Source organism: Archangium lipolyticum (assembly GCF_024623785.1).
Lineage (GTDB): Bacteria > Myxococcota > Myxococcia > Myxococcales > Myxococcaceae > Archangium > Archangium lipolyticum.
Genome location: NZ_JANKBZ010000002.1, coordinates 728,253 through 752,141 on the forward strand (window position 1 = coordinate 728,253; position 23,889 = coordinate 752,141).

Here is a 23,889-nt window from a genome sequence, read left to right on the forward strand (position 1 = left end):
GCTGGGAAGGTGGGCACGGGGGCGATCGATGGGAAGCCAATACCCTCACCCCAGCCCTCTCCCAGAGGGAGAGGGAGCTTGTCAGCGGGGCTCGATTCGCACCCTTGCTCCTCGGCTTGCTCCAAGCTCCTGGGCCGCGCTGCCATCCCTCACCGACACCTCCAGCAACCCCGCGCTTCCCACCAGTGACAACGGTTCCCCCGAGGCGACGACCTGGTAGTGCGCGTGCGGTGCGTCCTCGATGACCTTGCTCCCGATGTGCACCCGGAACCGCGCCGGAAGTACCGCTCCCGGGAGGTTGGTGATGAGGTTGCCGTAGGTGTCCACGTGGAGCACCTCGCCCACCGGGCATCCGTCCTCCTCCCGGGGCGGCGGGAAGGAGATGGGCCTCTCCAGGTGGTGCAGCGTCCGGCCCAGTCTCTCCAGCGGTACGCCCGCCGCCAGGTGCCCCACCGCCGGTGCGAACACGTCCCGCCCGTGGAAGGTCCTCGACTGTTTCGGCCCCCAGTATTCCGGCTCGGTCAGCTCGACCGCTGCCGCCAATCCTCCAAGCTGCTCGAGGGCCGGCACCAGCAACCCGTTGTCCGGGCCCACCAGCACATCGCCTCTCCTCGTCCTCGCCGCCACGGCGCGGCGCGTCGACCCCACTCCCGGATCCACCACCGCCAGGTGCAGCGAGCCCTCGGGGAATGCCTCCACCGCGCTCCACAGCAGGAAGGCTCCTGCCTTCACGTCCTGCGCGGGGACCTCATGGGTGAGGTCCACGAGGTCCACTCCCGGGGCGACCCGGAGGATCGCCGCCTTCATCTGGCCCACGTAGGTGTCCTTCAGGCCGAAATCCGTCAGCAGACTGATGGGAGGCATCGTTCGGAGGATATCCACGGGCCCTCCGTTCATGGAGTGAAGAGGAGGCATTCACGCCCCGGGCCCCATCCGCGATAGAACGGAGATCAGCCCCCCTGGCCCTGTATGCACCTCGTCATTCTCGGATGTGGAGTCTCTGGCCTGTCCTGTGGTGTCCGGCTGCTCGAGGCCGGTCACTCGGTGGAGCTCTGGGCGCGCGAGCTGCCTCCTCACACCACCTCTGATATCGCGGCGGCCGTCTGGTACCCGTACCTCGCGTTTCCCCAGGACCGCGTCACCGCCTGGTCCAGGCGCACCTTCGAGGAGCTGGGCACGCTCGCCCGGCAGCCGGAAACCGGTGTCCTGCGGGTGCTCGGGCTCGAGCTGCTGAGCAAGCACGCTCCCGACCCGTGGTGGCGGTCGAGCGTGCCCGACTTCCGCCGCGCCACCCCGTCCGAGCTGCTCCCGGGCTACGTGGATGGCTTCGTCTTCGAGGCCCCTGTCATCGACATGCCTCGCTACCTCCCGTACCTGCTGGCCCGCTTCCGCCGGCTCGGCGGCACCGTGCACCAGCGCGAGGTCCGCTCGCTGGACGAGGCGTGGGCGGCGGCTCCGCTGGTGATCAACTGCACCGGACTGGGGTCTCGTTCCCTGCTGGGGGACGAGACGCTCTTCCCCATCCGGGGCGAGGTGCTCCGCGTGGCGCCGCTCCCGCTCGAGCGCTTCCTCCTGGACGAAGACGAGACGCGAGGCATGGCCTACCTCATTCCCCGCACCACCGACTGCATCCTCGGCGGCACAGCCGAGGCGGGCAACGCGTCGCTGGAGCCCGACCCGGCCCAGGCCGAGGGCATCCTCGCGCGCGCGGCGCGCCTGCTGCCCCCGGGTACCCGCATCCAGGTGTTGCAGCACCTCGTGGGCCTGCGGCCCGGGCGGCCCTCGGTCCGCCTCGAGCTGGAGCGGGTGGGGGGGCGCCCCGTCATCCACAACTACGGCCATGGCGGGGCGGGCGTCACACTCTCGTGGGGCTGTGCCGAGGAGGTGACGGCGCTCGTCGCACAGGTCGCCAGTGGCGCGGACCCCCTCGGATCGGTCAAGAATCCTTCGAGCACTGGGAGGACGGATGGAAACTGAGCAGAGCCACGAGCGTCTTCAGGCCGTGCTGCGGTTGCCCGCGGCCAGGCGCTACTCGTACTTCCTCCAGCGCGCGGTGGAGTCCGGCGAGGTCTGGGGACTCGATGGCGAGGGGTGGGCGCTCGCGCTCGACGACACGGGGCGGGACGTGCTGCCGCTCTGGCCCGCGCCCGAGTTCGCCGCGCTCTGCGCCAGGCGGCTGTGGTCCGGCTTCCAGCCCCGCGCCATCAAGCTGGAGGAGCTGCTGGACAACGTGCTGCCGCAGCTCGAGGAGGAGGGAATGCCGGTGGGCATCTTCTTCACTCCGGAAGGTCAGGGCCATCCCGTGTCGGCGCGCGAGCTCATCGACGCCCTGCGCGCGACGAGCGGACCCGTGGCCTGAGCGGAAGCCCGCTCCGCCGCGAGTGGAACCTTGCACCTCCAGATACCTGCGCGCACCTGTACCGCCTTGAGGCACACCCGGGCGGGGCTTCTAGCTTGCGTGCCATGTCTGGAGATTCCGACAACAAGACGGTGTACGCGAAGGGGATTGGCCCCCGTCAGGGCAGTGGTGGGTCGAAGCCCTGGGTTCCGTGGCTGGTGACGGCGCTGGTGGTGCTCATCTCCGGCGCCGCGGGCTACTTCGGCTTCAGCGCCTGGTCGGCGCAGAAGACGCGCGCGGAGGGAGCGGAGAAGTCGGCCGCGGAGGCCCGTGCGCAGGTGGTGGCCACGGAGCAGGCACGCAAGGAATTGGAGGTGAAGCTCTCGGAGCAGCTCGCGGCCAAGGAGCAGAAGCTCTCCGCGCTCGAGGACGAGCGCACCCGGCTGTCCACCGAGCGTGACCAGCTCTCGCAGGCGGTCCAGGAGAAGGAGGCCGAGCTCGCCCGCCTCAAGGCCACCTACGAGGACATCGAGCAGAAGTTGAAGGCGGAGATCTCCGATGGGGAGATCCGCCTGTCCCAGGCCGAGGGCCGCATCCAGGTGGACCTCGTGGACAAGATCCTCTTCGACTCCGGCGAGGCCAGTCTCTCCGAGCGGGGCTCCGAGGTGCTGGCGCGGCTGGGCACGGTCCTCTCCAAGGTGGAGGGCCGCTCCATCCTGGTGTCGGGCCACACGGACGATGCCCCGCCCTCGCAACGGCTGGCGGCCACCTTCCCGACGAACTGGGAGCTGTCCGTGGCCCGCGCGGTGAACGTGGTGCGCTTCCTCGGGGAGAAGGCCAGTGTGCCCCCGGGCCGGCTGGTGGCCGCCGGTCACGCCGATACGAAGCCCGTGGCCAGCAACGCCACGCCCAAGGGGCGCGCCCGCAACCGTCGCATCGAGATCCTCCTCATTCCGGATCTCCCGGCGGGCAAGCGGAGCGAGGCCAAGGCCGACGCCAGCTCGCACTGAGCCCGTGCGTCAGGGAGTGCCCGGGCGATGGGGCGGCTGCTTGTGCTTCGACAGGCGGAAGGAGACGACGGCGAAGGCCACCGCCGCCACGACGAGCACCGCCACCCAGTACCAGAGCGCCGGGCTGCTGAGGACCTGCTGGTTCTCTCGCGACTGCGCGAGCGCCAGCACCGGGGTGAGCAGGTACAGCATCCAGACCGGGATTGTTTGTGAGGTCTTCATCACCCCGGAAAGCTGGGCATGTGTCCCGGGGTGTACAAGGAGAGGGCGTCGCACCGCTCGCTCGGACTCCGGGTCGGCCTCCGTCACGGAGGTGTCAGCGCCATCGAGCCAGGTGATGCCGTCTTCGGGGCATGCCGTTTGAGCAGGGCCTCCAGCTCGGACAGCTCGTCCGCGTGGAGGATGGGGGTCCTGAGGTAGGTGGTGCGCGCGGCCTGGGCGAGCTTCAGCGCACGCTCCGGCTGCTGCCCGGCATCCCAGAGCGCGCGGGCCAGGGCGAACCGGATGGAGGCCGCGTACTCGGGCCGTCCCGGGTGGCTCTCGACGACATGGAGCGCGTGCTCGAGCAGCGGGATGGCCTCGGTGGCCCTGCCCAGTTTCTGTAGCGCCTCGCCCTTTCCCGCCAGCGGCAGGACGCCAGCCGGGGAGTCGCCACCCATCACCTTCTCGAAGAGGGGCAGCTCCTTCTCGAAGAGGGGGAGCGCGCGAGCGGCCTGGCCCATCTCCAGGTAGGTGGTGCCGATGTCGATGCGGATGAGGGCCGTGTTGAAGTGGTCGGGTCCCAGGTACTGCTCGCGCAGCTGCAGCGCCTGCTGGCGAAGCCGCAGCGCCTTGTCGCTCTGGCCCCGGATTTCATGGAGCCGCGCGAGCCCGAGCAGGGCCATCGTGTAGATGTGCTCGTGCTGCCGCGGGTCTTGCTTCGCCAGCTCCAGCACCTCCTGGAAGGTCTGCTGGGACTGGGACAGCCGCTCCAGCGAGGTCTGGGCCTCGGCCACCTTCTCGAGCGCCTGCAGCAGGTGGGTGCTCTCCGGGCCCGTGAGCTCCCGGAACTGGCGCACGGCCTCCTCGTAGTGTGAGAGGGCATTGAGATCCCGTCCCTCCGAGGCATCGAGATCGCCGTAGGCCAGGTGGAGGTGCGCCCACTCCTCGGAGCGGTTGCCGTAGGACTTCTGGTTGATCTCCCGCACCCGGTCGAGCAGGAGGCGCGCGTCGGAGATCCGCCCCTGCGAGGCGTAGGCATTCGAGAGGTTCGTCAGGGGCTGGGTGAGGAACGGGTGCAGGGGGCCGAGGTACGTCTCGCCCATGCGCACGAGGGACTCGAGCGCGCGCTGCGACTCGTCCATGCGATCCAGGTTGCCCAGCGCGGCCAGGGAGTTGGTGGCATAGCGCAGCGTCGTCGCGCTGGCCGGACCGAGGTGCTGCTGCGCGAGGGCGAAGGCCTTGTCGAAGGCCTCGTAGGCCTCGGCGAACTTGCCCTGCTGGTAGAACGACATGCCCAGGTTGTTGAAGAAGATGGCCCGCAGCTCGCCATTTTCCCCCAGCCTGTCCAGCGAGGCCTGGGCGAACTGCTTCCAGCGCTCGGCCTCCTCCTGGGGCCCGTTCAGGCAGTAGTAGCCCATCAGCCGCACGCTGGCCGCCGCCGTCACGGTGTCGTGCCGGGACTCGTACGCGAGCCACAGCGCGTCCGTGAGCAGCGGAGGCACGCCCTGGTTCTGCCCGGAGATGATCTGCGTCCACGCCCGAGTGAAGAGGGCCTCGGCGCGGACGGGCTTGTAGCCGAGCGTCGCCGTCTTGCCGATCACCTCCGAGGCCAGGGTCAGGGCCTCCTTGAACTTGCCGGCCTCGGTGAGCGCCTTGACGCGGGCGAGCCGGGCGCGCTCGGCCTCCACGGCCTGGCGCGTGGGGGCGTCCTCGGGGGGCTTCACCTCGGACAGCAGGGCCTCCACGTCCGCGCAGCGCCGCAGGGGCCGCAGGGCGCTGGTGGCGGAGATGGCCTTCTCCACCACGGTGGCGTCGGCCTCGGTGAACACGTCGGTGAGCGCGGCCAGCTCCCGCCGGCTGCCCTCCAGACACGCCATGCGCAGGGACATGACGGCCTCGGACTGCTCACCGCGGATGCGCGTGGCCTCGCAGGTGTCCTGGTGCATGTCCGACCACGCCGCCGTGTACGCGTTCAGCGCCTCGCGCACGCGTCCCCAGGTGTCCTGGGCATGGGGCTGGCCGGTGGCGAGGAAGGCCTGCTCGATGGCCGTCTGGCGCGGCGCGCCCCAGATGCCCTCCATCTGCTCGGGAACGCCCGTGCACACGTGGGCATGGTGGTGGTGCCATTCGGTCCAGGCCATCACGCCCGCGCCCGTGAGGAGGAGCAGCAGGGCCGCGGCGGACAGCCAGCGGCGGCGCACCAGGGCCGGATCCCTCTCCAGGATGGCCAGCAGCGCGTCCAGCGAGGGATAGCGCGCCTCCGGCGGGGTGTTGAGGGCGCGCAGCAGGGCGCGGTGCACGAAGGGCGGCACCTTGGAGTGGGGCGGCGGGGGCTTGATGCGGCCGGCCAGCACGTTCTGCTTGCGCTCCTCGGGCGTGCTCCCCTCGAAGGGACGCTCGCCGTAGAGGGCCTCCCACAGCGACACGGCGAAGGAGAACTGATCGCTCCGCGCGTCCGCAGTGGCGCCGCGGAACTGCTCGGGCGCCATGTAGGCCGGAGTGCCCAGCACCGCGCCCCGCTGCGTCAGCTGCAACTCCAGCAGGCTGTGCTGCTTGACCGGGCCGGTGCTCGTCCCCGAGACGGGCGCGCCGTCGCCGGACGCGGGCTCCTCCGCGGGCGCGTTGTGCGGGCGCGCCAGGCCGAAGTCCGTCACCCGGATGCGGCCGTCCCTGCCCACCAGGACGTTGGTGGGCTTGAAGTCGCGGTGCACGAGCCCGGCGGCGTGCGCGGCGGCCAGGCCCCGGCCCGCGTCCAGGAAGGCGGAGAGCGTCTCCTTCCAGCTCCGGGGCTTCTCCTGGTGCCACTGCAACAGGGTCTGGCCGTCCACCAGCTCCATGGCCATGAAGACCTGGGCGTCGTGCTGGTGCACGTCGTAGACGGCCACCACGTTGGGGTGGGAGAGCCGGGCCATGGCCTGCGCCTCGCGCAGCAACCGGGCCCGTCCGGGTGACCCCTCGGTGCCTCCAAGCGGGTCCTCTGGCGGCAGCAGCTTGAGCGCCACCTTCCGGTCCAGCACCGAGTCGTAGGCGGCGTACACCATCCCCATGCCGCCCTGGCCCAGGGGATCCAACACCACGTACCGGTCCAGGGGCGTTCCCCGGCCGAGCGCCGGCGCCTCCGGCGGACGGGGGCTGGCGCTCTCACCTCGCGCCTCTCCCGTGCCGAGCGCGACCGTGCGGCGCTCGTCGGTCACGAGCGTGCGGCGCCCGTCGGTCTCGAGCGTACGGCGCTCTTTGTCATCGAAGGACCCCATTCCACCTCGCTCCCGCAGGATGTCACGCCCCCATGGCCGCGAGAATGCATCGCTGCATCGATTCTCCAATCAACCCGCGGAGGGCGGCATGTGGCGGGCCGCTCGGAGGGTGACCGGGCTCAGCCAGCCCGCGCGAACCGCCGCAGCGCCTCGCCGGTGAGGCGGAAGAGCTTCCACTCCCGCTGCATCTCCGCGCCGAAGGACTCGTAGAACTCGATGGCCGGCGTGTTCCAGTCGAGCACGTTCCACTCGAAGCGCCCGCAGCCCCGCTCGACGGCGAGCTTCGCCAGGTGGGACAGCAGCGCCTTGCCGTGCCCCTGGCCCCGGTGCTCCGGCAGGACGAAGAGGTCCTCCAGGTAGAGGCCCGGCTTGGACAGGAACGTGGAGTAGTTGTGGAAGAAGAGGGCGAAGCCCACCACCTGCCCGGCGTCCTCGGCGAGGACGACCTCGGCGTAGGGCCGGCCGCCGAAGAGGTGCTCTCGCAGATCCTCCTCGCGGAGGGTGACGGCATGGGTGAGCTTCTCGTACTCGGCCAGGGCGCGGATGAGCCGGGTGATGATGGGGAGGTCCGAGGGGGTCGCGGAGCGGATCATGCGCGTGATGCTAGCGCGTGGGAGCGTGGCCGCCCATGGTAGCGTCCGCCGGCATCCGCACACCCGAGAGGGAGGGGCAGCATCATGCGCAGGTTCGAGTTCGTGGAGGGCACCAGCGCGAAGTTCTGGATGGCCGAGGTCGAGGGCAACACCTTCATCGTGGTGTACGGGCGGCTGGGCACCGAGGGGCAGCGCAAGGAGAAGGCGTTCCCCGACGAGGCGGGCGCGCGGCGAGAGTACGAGCGCAAGGTGGCCGAGAAGCTGCGCGAGGGCTACCACGAGGTGTCCGCCGAGGCCCCGCAAGAGGCTCCCAAGAACGCGAAGGGCGCCGCCGCGGCCTCGCCGAAGCTCACGCTCCCACCCCGGGTGCGCGCGGGCAGCCCCACCGCCGGACAGGTGTCCGCGGCCGTCGAGGCGCTCACCCGGCTCGACACCCTGGTGGGCGGGCGGAGCTGGCGGGTGGCGCTCCAGGCCCGCCGGGCGCGGCGCGCGCTCCGGGCGCTGGGGGGGTTGGATCCATCCAGCCACTCCGCCATGGGCCCGGTGTTCTCCTCTCTGATGGCGAAGGTGGTGGCGCCCAAGGGGCAGCCGCGGTTGCCGCTGTGGGCGGCCATGGAGCTGCTGGCGGAGGTGGAAGTGTCGGCCTTCGTCCGGACGCTGGAGCAGTGGAAGCGCGCTCCCGCAGGCGCTCCGGCCATGGCAGCCACCGGCGTGCTGGCCCGTCAGGCCGAGGCTCTCGGCGAGCCCGAGCTGGCGCTTCGCATGGGCACGCTGCTGACGTCGGACGAGGCCTGGGACAAGCGCTGGAGCGCGTTACGGCCGCATGTCGAGGGCCACCTGGTGGCGGGGGGCAGCTCGCTGCCGGCCTGGCTGCGCTCGCTCGACGCCGGAGGGGATTCGCGCCTCGCCGAGCGCCTCTCCCGCCTGGGCGCGTGAGGGGTGTACCGTGCGGGACATGACCATCTCCCGCTGGTACTGGGTGCCCGTGCTCGCGCTGTGCGCGGCCGGGTGTGCTTCGGGCAGGAGGGCCTCGCGTGCCCCCTCGGGCTCCGCTACCGAGCAGCGCGCGCAGGACCTGGAGGCGCGTAACGAGGCGATGCGCGAGGAGCTGAGCCGCAAGAAGGCCGAGCTGCAACAGTCCTTCCAGACGATGGCGCAGGCGGAAGGCGCCGCGGGTCTCGGCTCGCTCGGTTGTGCCGGAGTGGCTCCGGCCAACGCGCAGATGCAGGGGTTGCCCCGCTCGGGCGCCGTCCACGCCCAGTTCAGCCTGCGGGGCCAGCCCTACCGCATGACGGCCACCTTCTCCGCGCCTCGCCCGGCGGGCGGTTGGCGCGTGTCCCAGGGCACCTGCAGGGTGGTGGGGCCGTGAGGGTGCTTCGATTCGGGCTGCTGGCGCTGCTCGCCCTCGTCGCCACGGGCTGCGCCACGGACCCGGCCACGCGCATGCGTCTGGCCGAGCAGGAGAACCAGCGCCTCACCCGGGAGATGGCGGAGACGGACCTGGCCCTCCAGTCGGTGCACGCCTACACCGGGGAGCTGCGCTCGCCCGGGGCGTCGGGGCGCTCCTTCAACATGTATTTCTCGCCCGCGTCCCTGCAGCAGCTGGCCTCGCAGATGCTTCCGATGCGGATGGCGGCGCGCAACTTCCACAAGCAGCTCGAGGGCGAGGTCATCGTCGAGAGCCTCTCCGACATCCGCTTCGGCCCGCTCAACACGCTCACCTGCAGGGCCGTGCTGCGCGGAGAGAACGTCCGCTACACCGGCCGCGTGCCCAAGGGCTACCAGGGGGAGATCCGCAAGTTCCAGGCGGGCGTGGCCGCCGGCGTGGTGGCGGACCTGGTGGTGGAGCTGTCCCTGAGCGACAGCTCCCTGGTGGCCCGGGCCCGCGCCACGCAGACGCGGCTCAAGGCCCACTCCAACGGTACGGCGGAGGGCATGCTGAGGGATCAGATGAATGACCGGACCCTGCGCTCGCCCTTCGCCTTCGATCTCACCATCCAGGGCAGCGGCGCGGTGCCGCGCCGCATGGTGCTCACCGCCAACCACCTGGTGGTGACGTACGCGCCGTAGCGCTCGCGCTCAGTTCCCGCCCGCGGACGAGCTGTGGGCGGGCGCCGACGTGCCCGACAGGTCCGGCTGCTTGTCGATCTCCTCCGCCGGCCAGCCGCGCGCCGCCTCGTAGTAGCGCGGAGCCTTCACCTTGCGCTTGTCCTTCGCGCTCAGGCCCTCGGGGGACACCAGGCTCTGCTCGCCCTCCTTCACGGACTGGACGACGTGGCCGTCGCAGAAGAGCCACTCGGTGCGGCCGTCGGCGAACTTGCGCGCGTAGTACACGTCGGTGCTGCCGATCTCCGGGTTCTTCGCGCACCACGTCTGGCGTGCCGCCTGCTCGCGCTGCGGCGCTTCCTCGTTCCACTTGGCCTGCGCCGCCTCCACGGCGGCCACGGCCGTGGCCTCCGCCAGCCGCGTCCGCGACAGCTCCACCAGCTCCGAGCCGCGCTTGGACAGCTCCGGGAAGGCCCCGGACTTCGCGAAGCCGCACGCCTGCACCGCCTTGAGGTTCGTCTGGTGCACATCCAGCACCTTGCCCAGCGAACCCGAGGCCTCCTTCAGCAGCGCCACCTGCTGCGCGTACTCCGCCGCCTTCGGATCCTTCGCCTGCTCCGTCGAGGACAGGAAGCGCGCCAGCAGTCCGTTCACTCCGCTCAGCTCGTCCGACAGCCAGCGCGGCTCCGCGTCACAGATGTTGGCCTTGGCCCCGGTGTAGTCGCGGTACTCCGCGCGGGCCGATCCCAGGCTGTACTGCTGTGACGGCGCCACCCGCTTCGCCCCGCACGCACCCAGCGCCAGACTCAAACCTCCGACAATCCACAGCTTCCGGCTCAAGAAATTCATGGCTCCCGACTCTATCGGACAAGGATACATCCGGTCGAATTACTTGGAGTTCAAACTACATGCCCAGCGGGTTGATCCAACCCCGACAACCCGGGGCCTTTCGTGACAGGGCCGTCACGGTCTTGCAAGAACCCGGTGAGTTGAGCAGCGGACGGTTGAGGCGCCCGACGCACCGTCACACAGTCGTGGCGCACGTGCCGTGGGGAGGACCGTCGGGATGCGGAAGCTGCTTCCAGGAGTGCTCGCGTTGGTGGTGGTGCTGGTTGCCTGCAAGGAGTCCAACCAGGGACCTTCGGGAGCGTCGGCTCCCGCGCGCAAGCAGCAGGAGGCGGTGGGCGGGCCGGCGCTGGTGCTGACGGTGGCCTACGGCAGCGAGAAGAAGAGCTGGTTCGAGGAGCAGGCGCGGGCCTTCGAGCGGAGCGGGGCGAGGACGAAGTCGGGCCGCTCCATCCAGGTGCGGGGTCAGGCGATGGGCTCCGGGGAGGCGGTGCAGGACATCGTCTCCGGCAAGCTGAAGGCGCACGTCTACAGCCCGGCCTCCAGCGCCTACCTGCCGCTGCTCAACAGCGCGTGGCTGACGGCCTCGGGCAAGACGAAGCCGGTGGTGGGGGAGGGGGAGCCGCTGCTGCTCTCGCCCATCGTCATCGCCATGTGGAAGCCCATGGCGGAGGCGCTGGGCTGGCCGGGCAAGCCCATCGGCTGGGTGGACCTGATGAAGGTGGCGGCGGACAAGCGCGGGTGGGGCGCGTACGGGCACCCCGAGTGGGGCCGCTTCAAGCTGGGCCACACGCATCCCGAGTTCTCCAACTCGGGGCTGCTGTCGGTGCTGGCCGAGGCCTACGCGGGAGCGGGCAAGACGCGCGGACTGACGGTGTCCGACGTGGAGGGCAAGAAGACGAGGGAGCTGCTGACGGACATCGAGGGCACGGTGGTGCACTACGGCAAGTCCACCGGCTTCTTCGCCGACAAGATGCAGCAGCGCGGACCGGGCTACGTGTCAGCGGCGGTGCTGTACGAGAACCTGGTCATCGAATCCTACGGCAAGCCATCGGCCGCGCCCTTCCCGCTGGTCTCCATCTACCCGGTGGAGGGCACCTTCTGGTCGGACCATCCGTACGCGGTGCTGGAGGCGGACTGGGTGGGGGCGGAGGAGCGTGAGGCGGCGCAGGCCTTCCTGACCTTCCTCAAGGCGCGGCCGGCGCAGGAGCGCGCGCTGGCGCTGGGCTTCCGTCCGGCGGACCCCGCGGTGGCCATCGCGGCACCGGTGGACGCGGCGCATGGCGTGGACCCCAAGCAGCCGCAGACGCTGCTGGAGGTGCCCGGCGCGGACGTGCTGGAGAAGCTGCTGGCCGTGTGGCGCGAGACGAAGAAGTCCACGGACGTCACCTTCGTCTTCGACAAGTCCGGCAGCATGCTGGGCCGCCCGCTGGCGGAGGCCAAGGTGGGGGCCCGCCGCTTCCTGGAGTCGCTGTCGGACCGGGACGCGGTGACGCTCATGCTGTTCGACAACAACGTGTATCCGCCCATGGGCCCGCTGGTGCTCGGCAAGGGCCGCGCCGAACTGCTCGGCCGCGTCGACAACATCATCGCCGACGGGGGCACGGCCCTCTACTCCGCTACCCTGGCGGCCTATCAATCCGCCGTCGCCCGGGCACAGAAGAGCCCGGGGATGATCCACGCGGTGGTGGTGATGACGGACGGCAAGGATGAGAGCAGCACCATCACACTGGCGCAGCTGCAGAGCGGCCTGTCCTCCTCGAGCGAGGAGAACCCGGTGCGCATCTTCACCATCGCCTACGGGCAGGGCGCCGAGGGCCAGGTGCTGGAGCGCATCGCCGAGGCGGGCAAGGGCTCGAGCGCGAAGGGCGGCGTGGAGGACATCGTCCAGGTGTACCGGGACATGGCCTCCTTCTTCTGAGAGTGGGACCAAGAGGGGACATGGCCGAGCGCGGTGAATCGACATTGGTGGGCCACCTTCCGAAGGTGCTGGCGCGCTCGGCGGGGAGCACGCTCAACCTGGTGGTGGCGGGCTCGTCGGCGCTGCTGGCCGCGGTGCTGCACTCCTGGGCGGTGGCCGCGCTGGGAGGCGCGGCCTACGTCGCGCTGGTGGCGTGGGACGTGGTGTCGCCCGGCTTCTGGAAGGAGACCCTCTCCGGCGGCTCGGACGAGGCGCGGAAGCTGCCCGCCCCGGGCAGGCTGGAGGATCCCCGGATTCGAGACTCGGTGCGGGCCATCCACCAGGCGCGCGAGGAGCTGACGCGCACACTGGAGGGCGCGCCGCGCGGGGTGGTGGCGCACCTGGGGCTGGCCCTGGCGTCGGTGCGGGAGCTGGAGGGCCGGGCGGTGCGCCTGGTTCAGCGGGGCGAGGAGCTCTTCCGTTACCTGCGCACGGTGGACCTGGGCGCGGTGCGCGAGCAGATCCGCCTGTTGGACGAGCAGTCCCGGGCGGCGCGGGACACGGAGGCGCGGGGGCAGTACGAGAGCTCGCGCAAGACGCGCGAGGAGCATCTGGCGGCGCTGATGGACATCCACACGGCGTACGAGCGGGTGCTGGCGAACCTCTCGAGCGTCGCGGTCACCTTCCAGGGGCTGCCCGCCAAGGTGATGCGCCTGCGCGCCCTGGACGCGCAGGCCACGGACAGTATGTACGGGGACCTCGGCGAGGAGCTCGCCCGGATGAACGGTGAGCTCCAGGCCTTCGAGGACACCCTGCAATCGCTCAAGGAGGTTCGAGTCGCATCATGAAGCCCAAGGTCTTCATCATCCTGGGGTTCCTCGTCGCGGTCGGCGCGGTGCTCTTCATCACGTCCTCGAACAAGGACAAGGCGCAGCAGGGCGGAGAGACCGCCCCTTCATCGCGGCAGGGGCCTTCCGGGCCGGCGACGGAGATCACCTTCCTCTACAGTACGGAGAAGAAGGAGTGGGTGGAGTCCGCGGTGGTGGGCTTCCAGCAGGAGAACCCGTCCATCCGCGTGAAGCTGGTGGGCAAGGGCTCGCTGGACGCGGCCCAATCCATCCTGGACGGCAAGGAGAAGCCCACGGTGTGGAGCCCGGCCGACAGCGCCGTGCTGCGCATGCTGGAGTCGGAGTGGTCGACGGACCCGCAGCGCGGGCAGCTGTTCGCCACCAGCGGGGATGACGCTCCGCAGCCGCTGGTGATCACCCCGCTGGTGTTCGTGGTGTGGGAGGACCGGGCCGAGGTGTTGCAGAAGGCCTCGGGGGGCGTGGTGTCGTGGAAGGCCATCCACAAGGCGGTGGCGAGCGACCAGGGCTGGCCGGCCATCGGCGGCAAGCCGGAGTGGGGCTTCGTGAAGCTGGGCCACACGGATCCGACGCGCTCCAACTCGGGCCTGCAGGCGATGCTGCTGGCGACGCTGGAGTTCTACGGCAAGCGCACGGGGCTGTCGGTGGGAGACCTGCTCAAGCCCGAGTACCAGACGTGGGTGAAGGAGCTGGAGAAGGGCGTGACGCGGTTCGAGACCTCCACCGGCACCTTCATGACGGACATGGTCCGCTTCGGCCCATCGAAGTACGACATGGCGGTGGTGTACGAGAACCTGGCCATCTCGCAGATCGGCAACGCGCAGGGCCGGTGGGGCAACCTGAAGGTGTACTACCCGGCGCTCACGCTGTGGAGCGACCACCCGGCGGCGCTGCTGCAGGCGGACTGGGTGACGCCGGAGCAGCAGGACGCGGCGCGCAAGTGGCTGGCGTACCTGCACAGCCGTCCGGTGCAGGAGCGCGCGCTGGCGTTCGGCTTCCGCCCGGCGGACCCCTCGGTACCGCTCAAGACGCAGGACGCGGCCAACCCCTTCACGCGGCTGGCACCCCAGGGCATCCAGGTGGACGTGCCCCCCGTGGCCGAGGTGCCGGAGGGGTCGGTGGTCCGCAACCTGCTGACGATGTGGTCGCGCGTGGTGGGCTCGGCGCAGCGCTGAGCCCACCGTGCTCAGCAGCAGCGCCCGCCGCCGCTCCGGTAGCGCGCGCGCATGCGCTCGTCGAAGAACTCCTCGTAGCTCATCACCGGCCGCGAGGGGTGGTGCTGGCGCATGTGCGCGACGTAGGTGTCGTAGTCGGGCACGCCGATGAGCAACCGGGCGGTCTGCACCACCCGGCGCCAGAGCGTCTTCGGAGTGGCTCGAGAGGCGTCCATGTCACGGGCCCGCGGCGGCGAGGGGGACAGGCGGTGTCTCCTGTGCCGTCGGGACCGTCGAGCGGCGGGCCGCCAGCGCCGCGCGGACTCCGAAGGCGAGGGTCGCCACCACCACCAGCATGAAGATGACGGTGAGGGCGGCGTCCACGTAGTCGTTGGTGATGACCTGCTGCATGTCCGCCAGCGACTTCGCCGGTGCCAGCACCTTGCCGCTCTCCGCCGCCGCGGAGAAGGCGCGCGCGTGGGCGAGGAAGCTGACCCGGACATCTTCGCCGAACACCTTCTGCCAGCCGGCGGTCAGCGTGCAGCACACCAGCCACACGGTGGGGAGCGCGGGAATCCACAGGTAGCGCTCGCGCTTCATCTTCACGAGCACCACACAGGCGAGGATCAACGCGATGGCGGCCAGCATCTGGTTGGCGATGCCGAACAGCGGCCACAGCGTGTTGATGCCGCCCAGCGGGTCCACCACGCCCTGGTAGAGGAAGTAGCCCCAGCCCGCCACGCAGATGGCCGTGGCGATCAGGTTGGCGCTCCAGGACTCCGTCCTCTTCAGCGGCGCGTAGACCAGGCCGGCCAGCTCTTGAATCATGAAGCGCCCCACGCGCGTGCCCGCGTCCACGGTGGTGAGGATGAACAGCGCCTCGAACAGGATGGCGTAGTGGTACCAGAAGGCCATCATGCCCTCGCCGCCCACCAGCCCATGGAGGATCTGCGCCATGCCCACCGCGAGGGTCGGCGCGCCACCCGCTCGCGACAGGATGGAGGACTCGCCAATCTCCCGGGCGGTCTGGGTGAGCATCTCCGGGGTGACGACGAAGCCCCACTGGCTGATGGTCTGGGCCGCCTGCTCCACGGTGGTGCCGATCACCGCGGGCGGTGAGTTCATGGCGAAGTACACACCCGGCTGCAGCACCGTGGCGGCGATCAGCGCCATGATGGCGACGAAGGACTCCATCAGCATCGCGCCGTAGCCCACCATGAGCGCCTCGCGCTCGTTGGCCAGCATCTTCGGTGTGGTGCCCGAGGAGATCAGCGAGTGCCAGCCGGACACCGCGCCGCAGGCGATGGTGATGAAGAGGAACGGGAACAGGTTGCCCGCGAACACCGGACCCGAGCCGTCGACGAAGCGGGTCATCGCCGGCATCCGCAGGTCCGGCATGGCCAGGACGATGCCCACCGCCAGCAGCAGGATGGTGCCGATCTTCAGGAAGGTGGACAGGTAGTCGCGAGGCGCGAGCAGCAGCCACACCGGCAGCACCGAGGCACAGAAGCCGTAGGCGATGAGCATCCAGGCCAGCGCCTTGCCGTCGTAGGTGAACAGCGGCGCGAAGGTCGGGTTCTCGGCCACCCGGCCACCCAGCCAGATGGACAGCATCAGCAGCACGAAGCCGATGACGGACACCTCGAGCACGCGGCCCGGACGCAGGTAGCGCAGGTACAGCCCCATCAGCAGGGCGATGGGAATGGTCATGGCCACGGTGAAGGTGCCCCAGGGACTCTCGGCCAGCGCCTTGACCACCACCAGGGCCAGCACCGCGAGGATGATCATCATGATCATCAGCACGCCGATCATCGCCACCACGCCGGCGGCGGGGCCCAGCTCCATGCGCACCATGTCGCCCAGGGACTTGCCGTCGCGGCGGATGGAGAGGAACAGGATCATGAAGTCCTGCACCGCGCCGGCCAGCACCACGCCGAAGAGGATCCACAAGGTGCCGGGCAGGTAGCCCATCTGCGCGGCGAGCACCGGGCCCACCAGCGGACCGGCGCCCGCGATGGCGGCGAAGTGGTGGCCGAACAGCACCCACTTGTCGGTGGGCACGTAATCGAGGCCGTCATTGCGGCGCTGCGCCGGGGTGGCCCGGGAGGGGTCCAACCTCAGGGCCCTGTCCGCGACGAACCGGCCATAGAAGCGGTAGCCGAGCAGGTAGATGCTGACGGACGCGACCACCAGCCAGGTGGCGTTGATTGTCTCGCCCCGGTGCAGCGCCACCGTCCCCAGACAGAACGCGCCGAGAATGGCGAGCAGTGCCCACCCCAGTTTGCTTGCGATACGATTCATGGTGTTCCCTTCGCTCGGTGCATCTCCCGGAACGTTCCCCATGGACCGGGCCGGGTCAATGCTCCAGATCGCGCTCCGGGCACCAGTCAGCAGCGTGGGTTCAGCCGAAGGTGACCGGGAGGTGCTCCAGGCCCCGGATGAAGGCCGTCTTGCGCCACTCCAGGCGCTCGGGTTCCACCGCCAGCCTCACCCCCGGTGCCCGGTTCAACAGCAGCTCGAAGGCCACCGCCGCTTCCATCCGAGCCAGCGGCGCCCCCAGGCAGAAGTGGATGCCAGAGCCGAACGCCACGTGTCTGTTGGGCGTGCGCCCCACATCGAAGCGATCCGGCTCGGCGAACACCTCCGGGTCATGGTTGGCCGCCATCAACCCCGCGACCACCATCTCGTTCGCGGGGATGATCTGGCCGCACACCTCGATGGGGTCCACCGTGAAGCGCGCCGTGCTCGTCTCCACCGGGCTGCAATAGCGCAGCATCTCCTCCACCGCCGGGCCCATCAGCTTCCGGTCTCCCCGCAGCCGCTCGTGCTGCTCGGGGTGCGCGAGCAGCGCCAGCAGCCCACTGCCCAGCAGGTTCACGGTCGTCTCGTGGCCGGCCACCAGCAGCAGGAAGACCATGCTGGTGAGCTCGGTGGGACTGAGCCGCTCTCCCTGCTCCTCGGCCGCCATCAGCGCGCTGAGCAGATCCTCCCCCGGCTCGGTCTGCCGCCGCTGGATGAGCGTGGAGAGGTACTGCACGAAGCTCCGGCCCGCGGCCATGGAGTGCTCGGGGCTGCTGTCCGGAGCGAACAGGGCCTGTGTCCACTCGCGGAACTGATCGCGATCCTCGGTGGGTATTCCCAGCATCTCGGCGATGACGATGACGGGGAAGGGGAAGGCGAAGGCGTCGATGAAGTCCACGCTCCCACGGGCCAGCGCCGCCTCCAGCAGCTCGGTGGCGAGGGTGAGGATGCGCGGGCGCAGCGCTTCGACCCGCTTGGGGGTGAAGGCCTGGGAGACCAGCGCGCGCAGCCGGGTGTGGTCCGGCGGATCCGAGGCCAGCATGTGCTCGAGCAGCCCCTGCTGGGCGGATCGGAAGACGGTCGACCGCGCTTGCGCGCTCAACTTGCGCGGGTCCTTGGTCAGCCGCTCGTCGCGCAACACCTCCACCGTGTCGTCGTAGCGGGTCACCACCCAGAAAGGCATCTGCCGGAGGGGCTCCACCAACCGGACGATGGGCGACTGCTCGCGCATGCGCGCATAGAGGGGCCGCGGGTTGGCGCGGTGGGCGGGGGACCACAGGTCAAGGCTTCTTCCGGGCATGGGGGTTCTCCGAGAAGAGGAGGATGCGGGAAGCTCGCGGGGGGGATTCATTCTAGCGATGCGCGGCGAGGGCCTGGGACTCCCGTGGAGCTCTTTGTTGTCCGGGCAGCGCGTAGTGGGTGCGCCAGAGCGTCAGATAGGCCCGGGCCTCGGACTCCCAGTGCGCATCGTCCCAGCCCAGCTCCCGCTGGCAGAGCTCGCGGAGGACGGGCAGGTGTTCCTCACCACCGTTGGGCAGCAGCAGACCCAGCCGCACGCGCCGCAGCAGCAGGTCCTCCAGGTGGACGACGTCCTCGCTCCGGGCCGCCCAGCGCAGCTCCGCCCAGAGCGTGGAGGTGCCGGGGATGGCGTCGAGCTCACCGGGACGCGCGGCCTCCACCAGGGCGGGCACGTCCGCGCCGTAGCGCCCCCGCAGGCGCATGCGGACCGGCGCCGCCAGGGGCACTCCGTCCAGCGAAGGAGGCGTATCGAGGAAGGGCCCCTCTGTCTTCAACGCGGCCAGCCCGGGCAGCCGGTGCCGCAGGGCGCGCAGGGCATCGTGCGCGATGGCGCGGCAGGTGGTCAGCTTGCCGCCCGTGACGGTAACCAGTCCCTCCTCCTCGAGCACGAGGTGCTCGCGCGACTCCTTGGACGGGTCGTTCTCGCCGGAGGAGATGACGGGCCGCACGCCCGCGTAGCAGGACACCACGTCGTCGAGCGTGAGCCGCGGCGAGGGAAACCGCGCCTCTACCGCCTCCATCAGATAGGCCACCTCCTCGGGAGAGATGGAGGGCTCCTCGTCCAGCGAGGGGCGGTGGTCCAGGTCCGTCGTCCCCACGAGCGTGGAGTCCTCCCAGGGCACGGCGCACACGAAGCGCCCATCGCGCGGGTGGCGGAAGCTGATGCCGTGCGTGAGCGGGAAGCGCCTGGAGGAGAAGACGAGGTGACTGCCGCGCAGCGGGCGCAGTCTGGGCGCGGCGGACAGGTGCGCGCGCACCTGATCGGCCCACACGCCCGTGGCGTTGACGACGGCCCGGGCCCGGACGGTGGCGGAGCGCCGCCCCACGGTGTCCGACAGCTCGACGCCCGTGACGCGGCCCTTCTCGCGGAGCAGGCCGGTGACACGCACGTAGTTGAGTGCCGAGCCTCCCGCGGCCATGGCCTCGCGGAGGATGCGCAACACCAGCCGCGCGTCGTCGACCCAGGCCTCGTCGTAGGGCACGCCGAGCAGCCCCTCTTCCTGCACGAGCGAGGGAACCAGCTCGCGGAGCCGATGGGAGGAGTGATTGCCGCGAGGCCACCTGCCGGTGAGGAGCTCGTACACGAAGATGCCGGCGCGGCCCTGCCAGTGCTTGCCACCTTCCCTCGGGTGGCTGGCGAGCAGGAAGTCCAGGGGCACCACCAGGCCGTTGCCCTCGGCGAGCAGCCGTTTCCGCTCACGGATGGACTGGCGGACCATGGGCACGTCGCCGTTGGCGAGGTAGCGCAGTCCTCCATGGACCAGCTTGGTGGAGCGGCTCGAGGTGCCCCAGGCGAAGTCCCGCTGCTCGACGAGCAGGGCCTTCAGGCCCGCGCGGGTGGCCTCGCGCAGGACGGAGGCGCCGGTGATTCCGCCTCCGATGATGATCAAATCCCAGGGCCGTGCGAGGGCTCCCCAGAGCGCCTCTCGTGCGGTGGATGCGGACATGGTGTGACGACTCCCCCCAACGGCGTGTCAGACGAGCTTGCCCGGGTTGAGCAGGCCCGCTGGATCGAAGGTTCCCAGCAGCTGGCGGATGGCGGCGACGCCGAGCGGCCCCTTCTCCGCCTCCAGATAGGGCCGGTGGTCCGTGCCCACGCCGTGCTGGTGGCTGATGGTTCCACCGTGGGCGACCATGGCGCGGCTGGCGGCCGTCTTGAGCGCGAGCCAGCGGGCGTGGGTCTCCCCGGCTTCGGAGCCCAGGCGGAAGATGAACGTCGTGTAGAGGTTGGAGCCGCTGGGGTACACGTGGGACAAGTGGGTGAAGGCGAGTACCTCCTCGCCCCGGTCCGCGAGTGCCCCGCGGAGTGCGCCCTCGACGGCGGCGAGCAGCCGGGGCACGTTGCTCCAGGAGGTGGCCGTCTCCACGGTGTCCACTCCCCAGCCGCGCTCCCAGGCGGCGTTGCGCAGGTAGGGCGAGCGGAAGCGGCCCTTCTTCCACTTCTCCCCGAGCACGGGCACGCGCACACCGCCGTGCCCGCCGGCCAGGTCCAACGCCATCCTCCGGCCGTGCTCCACGGTGCGAGCGCTCCCGGAGAGCCCGAGCACCAGCATGCAGCGGTCCGGGCCCACGCTCCGCAGCGCGAGCACTCCGGACAGCAGCCCCACCATGCGCGGGTGACCGGCCAGGGCGAGGTTGATGGCCGTCTCCTCGGCGGTGCTCAGGCGCAGCATGGACAGCGGCGCGCCACTCTGCGCCAGCTCCCTCACGGCGGTCCGTGCCCGCTCCCAGTCGGGGAAGAAGAGGGCGAGGAACTCCTCCCGCTCGGGCAACGGCGAGATGCGCACCGTGGCCTCGGTGAGGATGCCCATGCGCCCCTCCGAGCCGAGGATGAATTCGCGCACGTCCGGCCCGGTGGCGCTGGCGGGGAAGGTGGGCAGCTCCACGGTTCCAGCGGGGGCCTCGAGCCGCCCTCCGGCGAACAGGTTCTCGATGCGCCCGTAACCGAGGGACTGCTGCCCGCGCGAGCGGGTGACGATCCATCCGCCGAGCGTGGACTGCTCGAAGGACTGCGGGAAGTGCCCGAGCGTGTAGCCCCGGGTGCGCAGCTGCTCCTCGAGCCGGGGGCCGCTCACGCCCGCGCCGAAGGTGGCCAGCCGGTCCTCCTCGGAGAGCGCGTGGAGCTGCTGGAGACGCTCCAGGGACACGGTGAGGATGGGGGCATCACCGGGCTCGACGTTGACGTGGCCGACGACGCTGGTGCCTCCGCCATAGGGGATGATGCGAGCGCCCGTCTCCTGCGCGTAGGCGAAGAGCGCGCGCACCTCCTCCGCCTGGCGGGGGACGGCCACGCCATCCGGGAAGGCTGGCACGTGCCCGGAGCGCATGACGATGAGGTCGGGGAAGCTCTGCCCGCGCGCATGGCGCACGCGGACCTCGGGCCCGGTGGAGACGAGCGGATGCGGCGGCAGGCGCGAGGGTGGCACGGAGGCCATCACCTCGGACAGCGTGGCATCCCGTGGGGCGGTGCCCTGGCCGACCCGTTCCGTGAGGACGGCGGCGGTGGTGTCCGGCAGCGGGTAGCTGACGGCGGCGTGTCCCCAACCATTCCAGCGCCTCACGGCTTCCTCCTGACGGGGGCGTTCGGCCCAGATGCTCCCGGGTTCGCTGGCCGTGCAGGCCCGCGCGAGCACAGTGTGCGGGGCGCCTCCGGGACTGGCAAGAGAGGCCCCCGGCCGTGGAGCGGGACTGGTATAGGGGCGCCGTCCGCAAGACCCCAAGGAGTCGCCCATGTCCGTGACCGTCCCATCCCTTCGCGCGGTAGATCGTCTCGAGGTGTTCGTCGTCGTCGACAACGTGCTCGATCTGCTCTCCACGGTTCCATCCACGGTGACGCCGGAGGGGCCCAACCTCGTGCAAGCCGGGATGAAGGAGCTCACCGGCTCGTGCCTCTGCTGCGCGGCGTGGGGCCTTTCACTGGTGGTGACGGCCCATGTCGGGAGTACCCGGCACACCGTGCTGTTCGACGCGGGGCCGGAGGCCTATGCCTTCGAGCGAAATGCCCAGCGGCTCGGCGTGGACCTGGGCTCCATCGAGAGTGTCGTCCTGTCGCATGGGCACTTCGACCATGCGGGCGGGCTGCCCCAGGCCCTGCGGATGATCAAGGCGACCAACGGTGGCCGGGACGTCCCCATGCACGTCAACCCGGGCATGTTCGACAAGCGTGCCTTCATGCTCGCAGATGGCCGCGTCCTGCCGCTGGGAGATGTGCCCTCGGTGGAGGAGCTGACCGCCGCCGGTGGCGCGGTGGTGAACGCGTCCGAGGCCCGCACGCTCCTCGAGGACATGTTCTTCGTCAGCGGGGAGATCGCCCGGGTGACGCCCTACGAAAAGGGGCTGCCACAGCAGTTCCACCGCGCGGACGACGGGAGCTGGGTCCCCGACCCGCTGGTGATGGACGAGCGCTACCTGGCCGTGCACGTGCGGGACCGGGGACTGGTGGTCTTCAGCGCGTGCTCGCACGCGGGCATCGTGAACGTATTGAAGGATGCGGCGGGGCGCTTCCCCTCGGTGCCGCTCCACGCGGCCATGGGGGGACTGCACCTCTCCGGGCCGTTCAACGAGCAATGGATCGACGACACGGTGCGGGACATCCAGGCGCTCGGCTTGAAGCGGCTCGTCCCGGGGCACTGCACGGGATGGAGGGCGACCCAGGCCCTCGTCCGCGCGCTCGGGGACGTGGTGGTGCCCGGCGCGGTGGGGCAGCTCCACCGGTTCGGCCAGGAAGGGTAGGGCGCCCGAGCCTGGTGAATCATGAGGTGCTCCCGCTCCCACGCGCGGCCAGGTCGATGAAGCCGCGAATCCAGATGAGGTTGATGGCGTGGCAGGCTTCTAGCGGAGTCCGGGTGGTGGTCTCCAGTGTCGCGGTGTAGGGCACCCCGCTGCGCAGGAAGTAGTCCGTGACACTGCCATCGTTGTACTCGATGAGGCCATCCGCGTCGGTGCGGTTGACCTCGTCCACCTTCTCATCGCGGATGACCTGGGCGTGCTCCGAGGCGGCCCTCATGATGGGCCGGTAGAGGTTCTTGTCCCCGAAGGTATAGGCGTAGGTGGCGGCGCCCGGCAGGTAGTTGTCCTGGTGGATGTCGAGCGCGGCCACGGGAGCGGGGTGGCGCACGATGTCCGCGCGTACGGCGCGCGTCTCCTTGGGGCCGCCGTCGTAGAGGGCCCAGCGAAGGAAGGGCTCGCCGCGGTTGAGCTCGCCCTTCCACACGCCGGGCGCCGTCTCGTAGCGCATGAAGTCGTTGTTGGGTTTCTCCCCGCTGCGGTTGTAACGGGTGCCGTCCTCGAAGCCCGAGGGGTTGATGCACGGGTACACGCGCAGGCCCACCTGGCGTTCGCGGGCGTAGGCGGCGATGTCCGCGAAGTAACGGCACAGCGTGAGCGGGCCGGCGGGCTCCTCGCCATGGAAGCCCGAGGTGATCACCAACCAACGTTCGCCGGGCACGGTGAGCCGGAAGAGGGGATACTCGACACCCCCCTCGAGCACACGGGCGTACTCGTTCACCTCTGCGATATCGACGTAGCCGCGGATGCGGCGGGCGTACTCTTCGTAGTTCTGTGGCACTCCCCCAGGGTACTCACTGGGGGAGGGGCCGGGGACGGGACTGGACCCCGGTCCAACCCCCATGTGTGCTTCCGCATGCAATCGAGTGCTAGTGGGCGTTCATGTGCTCACGGACTCCGGCCGTCACCTGCTGGCGCTGCTCCGGGGTGAGGATGCGGTGGGCCTCCAGGGCGGCATCGGCCACCTTGTGGGCGAAGGCCCGGAAGGCGTCCACGCGCTCATCCACCAGGGAGTGCACGGCCCTGGCATCCGGGTTGGGCGACTCCCACTGCTCCAGCATCCGGCCCCGCGAGTCCTTCTGCTCCTCGAAGAGGCGCTTGCCGTCCTCGAAGAGCGAGTCCTTCAGCCCGTGGAGCGCCTGCTTCTGGGCGTCCGTCGCCTTCAGGTCCTCCAGCCGGTCATCCATCTTCCAGGTGATCATCTGCTTCACGCGCTCGGGGTCGCGCGGGCCGCCGAAGTGGCCCCCGCGGAAGCCCGTGAGGATGACGAAGGCGAGGACGGCGGAACCGGCGATGAGCAGCTTGTTCTTCGTGGTCATGACGTATGCTCCCGGGGGCCTTCCGGGCCCCTCGTTCTTTCGTGGACGCCGTCAATCGGCGACGGTGAGAGGATGCGAGGGGCCCATTTCGAGGGCTTTCGGGTGGTGTAAAGAAGTGTGAAGGCCGCCCGCCTCCCTGGCCGCCCCACGGGGAGGCTTCCGAGGGGAAGCCCAGGTGTCAGGCCGTGTGCCCCACACCCGACCCGGTGGCTCCTTCACGCCCCGTGCGGGGCATGGCACAAGGCGCCGAGGCCGA

General features: G+C 70.3%; 22 protein-coding genes. 10 read left to right on the forward strand and 12 right to left on the reverse strand.

Features of this window, described 5'->3' with window-relative positions; all coding sequences use genetic code 11:
• Positions 1–81: 81 nt before the first annotated feature.
• On the reverse strand, positions 82–864 hold the full coding sequence (locus tag NR810_RS06685) for an SAM hydrolase/SAM-dependent halogenase family protein (RefSeq protein WP_257449110.1): 783 nt from the start codon (positions 862–864) through the stop codon (positions 82–84).
• A gap of 105 nt (positions 865–969) precedes the next feature.
• Between NR810_RS06685 and NR810_RS06690 the strand changes: the two genes are divergently transcribed.
• The 3 genes from NR810_RS06690 to NR810_RS06700 all read left to right on the forward strand — a co-directional run bounded on the left by NR810_RS06690 (position 970) and on the right by NR810_RS06700 (position 3,348).
• The gene (locus tag NR810_RS06690) at positions 970–1,977 is read left to right on the forward strand and encodes an FAD-dependent oxidoreductase (protein WP_257449112.1); all 1,008 of its coding nucleotides are present in this window, start codon (positions 970–972) and stop codon (positions 1,975–1,977) included.
• Positions 1,967–2,359, forward strand: coding sequence for a DUF2750 domain-containing protein (locus NR810_RS06695; RefSeq protein ID WP_257449114.1), 393 nt, complete (start codon positions 1,967–1,969; stop codon positions 2,357–2,359). Before NR810_RS06690 ends, NR810_RS06695 begins: the two co-directional genes overlap by 11 nt.
• 104 nt (positions 2,360–2,463) lie before the next feature.
• Positions 2,464–3,348: an OmpA family protein gene (locus NR810_RS06700; protein WP_257449116.1), complete on the forward strand. Its 885-nt coding sequence runs from the start codon at positions 2,464–2,466 to the stop codon at positions 3,346–3,348.
• A 9-nt stretch (positions 3,349–3,357) separates the two neighbouring features.
• Here the strand turns inward: NR810_RS06700 and NR810_RS06705 are convergent, their stop codons facing one another.
• The 3 genes from NR810_RS06705 to NR810_RS06715 form a co-directional block, all read right to left on the reverse strand.
• The gene (locus NR810_RS06705) at positions 3,358–3,570 is read right to left on the reverse strand and encodes a hypothetical protein (RefSeq protein ID WP_257449118.1); all 213 of its coding nucleotides are present in this window, start codon (positions 3,568–3,570) and stop codon (positions 3,358–3,360) included.
• An 83-nt stretch (positions 3,571–3,653) separates the two neighbouring features.
• Entirely contained in the window at positions 3,654–6,803 is a 3,150-nt protein-coding gene (locus NR810_RS06710; protein WP_257449120.1) for a serine/threonine-protein kinase, read from the reverse strand.
• 119 nt (positions 6,804–6,922) lie between these two features.
• Positions 6,923–7,396, reverse strand: a complete 474-nt coding sequence (locus NR810_RS06715; RefSeq protein ID WP_257449122.1) for a GNAT family N-acetyltransferase — start codon at positions 7,394–7,396, stop codon at positions 6,923–6,925.
• An 84-nt stretch (positions 7,397–7,480) separates the two neighbouring features.
• On the opposite strand from NR810_RS06715, the gene NR810_RS06720 reads away from it, so the two are divergent.
• From NR810_RS06720 to NR810_RS06730, 3 genes are read left to right on the forward strand one after another with little or no spacing between them, the layout of a single operon-like run.
• Positions 7,481–8,332, forward strand: coding sequence for a WGR domain-containing protein (locus NR810_RS06720; protein WP_257449123.1), 852 nt, complete (start codon positions 7,481–7,483; stop codon positions 8,330–8,332).
• A 19-nt stretch (positions 8,333–8,351) separates the two neighbouring features.
• Complete coding sequence (locus tag NR810_RS06725) at positions 8,352–8,765, forward strand: hypothetical protein (protein WP_257449124.1); 414 nt, start codon at positions 8,352–8,354, stop codon at positions 8,763–8,765.
• A complete protein-coding gene (locus NR810_RS06730) occupies positions 8,762–9,466 on the forward strand; it encodes a hypothetical protein (protein WP_257449125.1) in 705 nt (234 codons plus the stop codon). Before NR810_RS06725 ends, NR810_RS06730 begins: the two co-directional genes overlap by 4 nt.
• Positions 9,467–9,475: 9 nt before the next feature.
• Here NR810_RS06730 and NR810_RS06735 read toward each other — a convergent pair whose 3' ends face one another.
• The gene (locus NR810_RS06735; RefSeq protein ID WP_257449127.1) at positions 9,476–10,291 is read right to left on the reverse strand and encodes a hypothetical protein; all 816 of its coding nucleotides are present in this window, start codon (positions 10,289–10,291) and stop codon (positions 9,476–9,478) included.
• Positions 10,292–10,508: 217 nt separating this feature from the next.
• Between NR810_RS06735 and NR810_RS06740 the strand changes: the two genes are divergently transcribed.
• From NR810_RS06740 to NR810_RS06750, 3 genes are read left to right on the forward strand one after another with little or no spacing between them, the layout of a single operon-like run.
• Positions 10,509–12,209 (forward strand): substrate-binding and VWA domain-containing protein, encoded by a 1,701-nt coding sequence (locus NR810_RS06740; protein ID WP_257449128.1) that lies wholly within the window; start codon positions 10,509–10,511, stop codon positions 12,207–12,209.
• A gap of 20 nt (positions 12,210–12,229) precedes the next feature.
• The gene (locus tag NR810_RS06745) at positions 12,230–13,036 is read left to right on the forward strand and encodes a hypothetical protein (RefSeq protein WP_257449130.1); all 807 of its coding nucleotides are present in this window, start codon (positions 12,230–12,232) and stop codon (positions 13,034–13,036) included.
• Positions 13,033–14,229 (forward strand): substrate-binding domain-containing protein, encoded by a 1,197-nt coding sequence (locus tag NR810_RS06750; RefSeq protein WP_257449132.1) that lies wholly within the window; start codon positions 13,033–13,035, stop codon positions 14,227–14,229. Before NR810_RS06745 ends, NR810_RS06750 begins: the two co-directional genes overlap by 4 nt.
• Positions 14,230–14,240: 11 nt before the next feature.
• Here the strand turns inward: NR810_RS06750 and NR810_RS06755 are convergent, their stop codons facing one another.
• From NR810_RS06755 to NR810_RS06775, 5 genes are all read right to left on the reverse strand, one after another.
• A complete protein-coding gene (locus tag NR810_RS06755) occupies positions 14,241–14,444 on the reverse strand; it encodes a YbdD/YjiX family protein (protein WP_257449134.1) in 204 nt (67 codons plus the stop codon).
• A gap of 1 nt (position 14,445) precedes the next feature.
• Positions 14,446–16,509, reverse strand: coding sequence for a carbon starvation CstA family protein (locus tag NR810_RS06760; protein ID WP_257449136.1), 2,064 nt, complete (start codon positions 16,507–16,509; stop codon positions 14,446–14,448).
• Between the two features lie 100 nt (positions 16,510–16,609).
• Positions 16,610–17,809 (reverse strand): cytochrome P450 family protein, encoded by a 1,200-nt coding sequence (locus tag NR810_RS06765; protein ID WP_257449138.1) that lies wholly within the window; start codon positions 17,807–17,809, stop codon positions 16,610–16,612.
• A gap of 52 nt (positions 17,810–17,861) precedes the next feature.
• A complete protein-coding gene (locus NR810_RS06770; RefSeq protein ID WP_257449140.1) occupies positions 17,862–19,475 on the reverse strand; it encodes a glycerol-3-phosphate dehydrogenase/oxidase in 1,614 nt (537 codons plus the stop codon).
• Between the two features lie 27 nt (positions 19,476–19,502).
• Positions 19,503–21,089: an FAD-binding oxidoreductase gene (locus tag NR810_RS06775; RefSeq protein ID WP_257449142.1), complete on the reverse strand. Its 1,587-nt coding sequence runs from the start codon at positions 21,087–21,089 to the stop codon at positions 19,503–19,505.
• A gap of 169 nt (positions 21,090–21,258) precedes the next feature.
• Here NR810_RS06775 and NR810_RS06780 point away from each other — a divergent pair, with 169 nt between their 5' ends.
• On the forward strand, positions 21,259–22,260 hold the full coding sequence (locus NR810_RS06780; RefSeq protein WP_257449144.1) for an MBL fold metallo-hydrolase: 1,002 nt from the start codon (positions 21,259–21,261) through the stop codon (positions 22,258–22,260).
• A gap of 19 nt (positions 22,261–22,279) precedes the next feature.
• On the opposite strand, the gene NR810_RS06785 is transcribed toward NR810_RS06780, so the two are convergent.
• Together NR810_RS06785 and NR810_RS06790 are read right to left on the reverse strand one after the other, a co-directional pair.
• On the reverse strand, positions 22,280–23,095 hold the full coding sequence (locus NR810_RS06785; RefSeq protein WP_257449145.1) for a M14 family zinc carboxypeptidase: 816 nt from the start codon (positions 23,093–23,095) through the stop codon (positions 22,280–22,282).
• Between the two features lie 88 nt (positions 23,096–23,183).
• Entirely contained in the window at positions 23,184–23,633 is a 450-nt protein-coding gene (locus tag NR810_RS06790; RefSeq protein ID WP_257449147.1) for a Spy/CpxP family protein refolding chaperone, read from the reverse strand.
• Between the last annotated feature and the right edge of the window lie 256 nt (positions 23,634–23,889).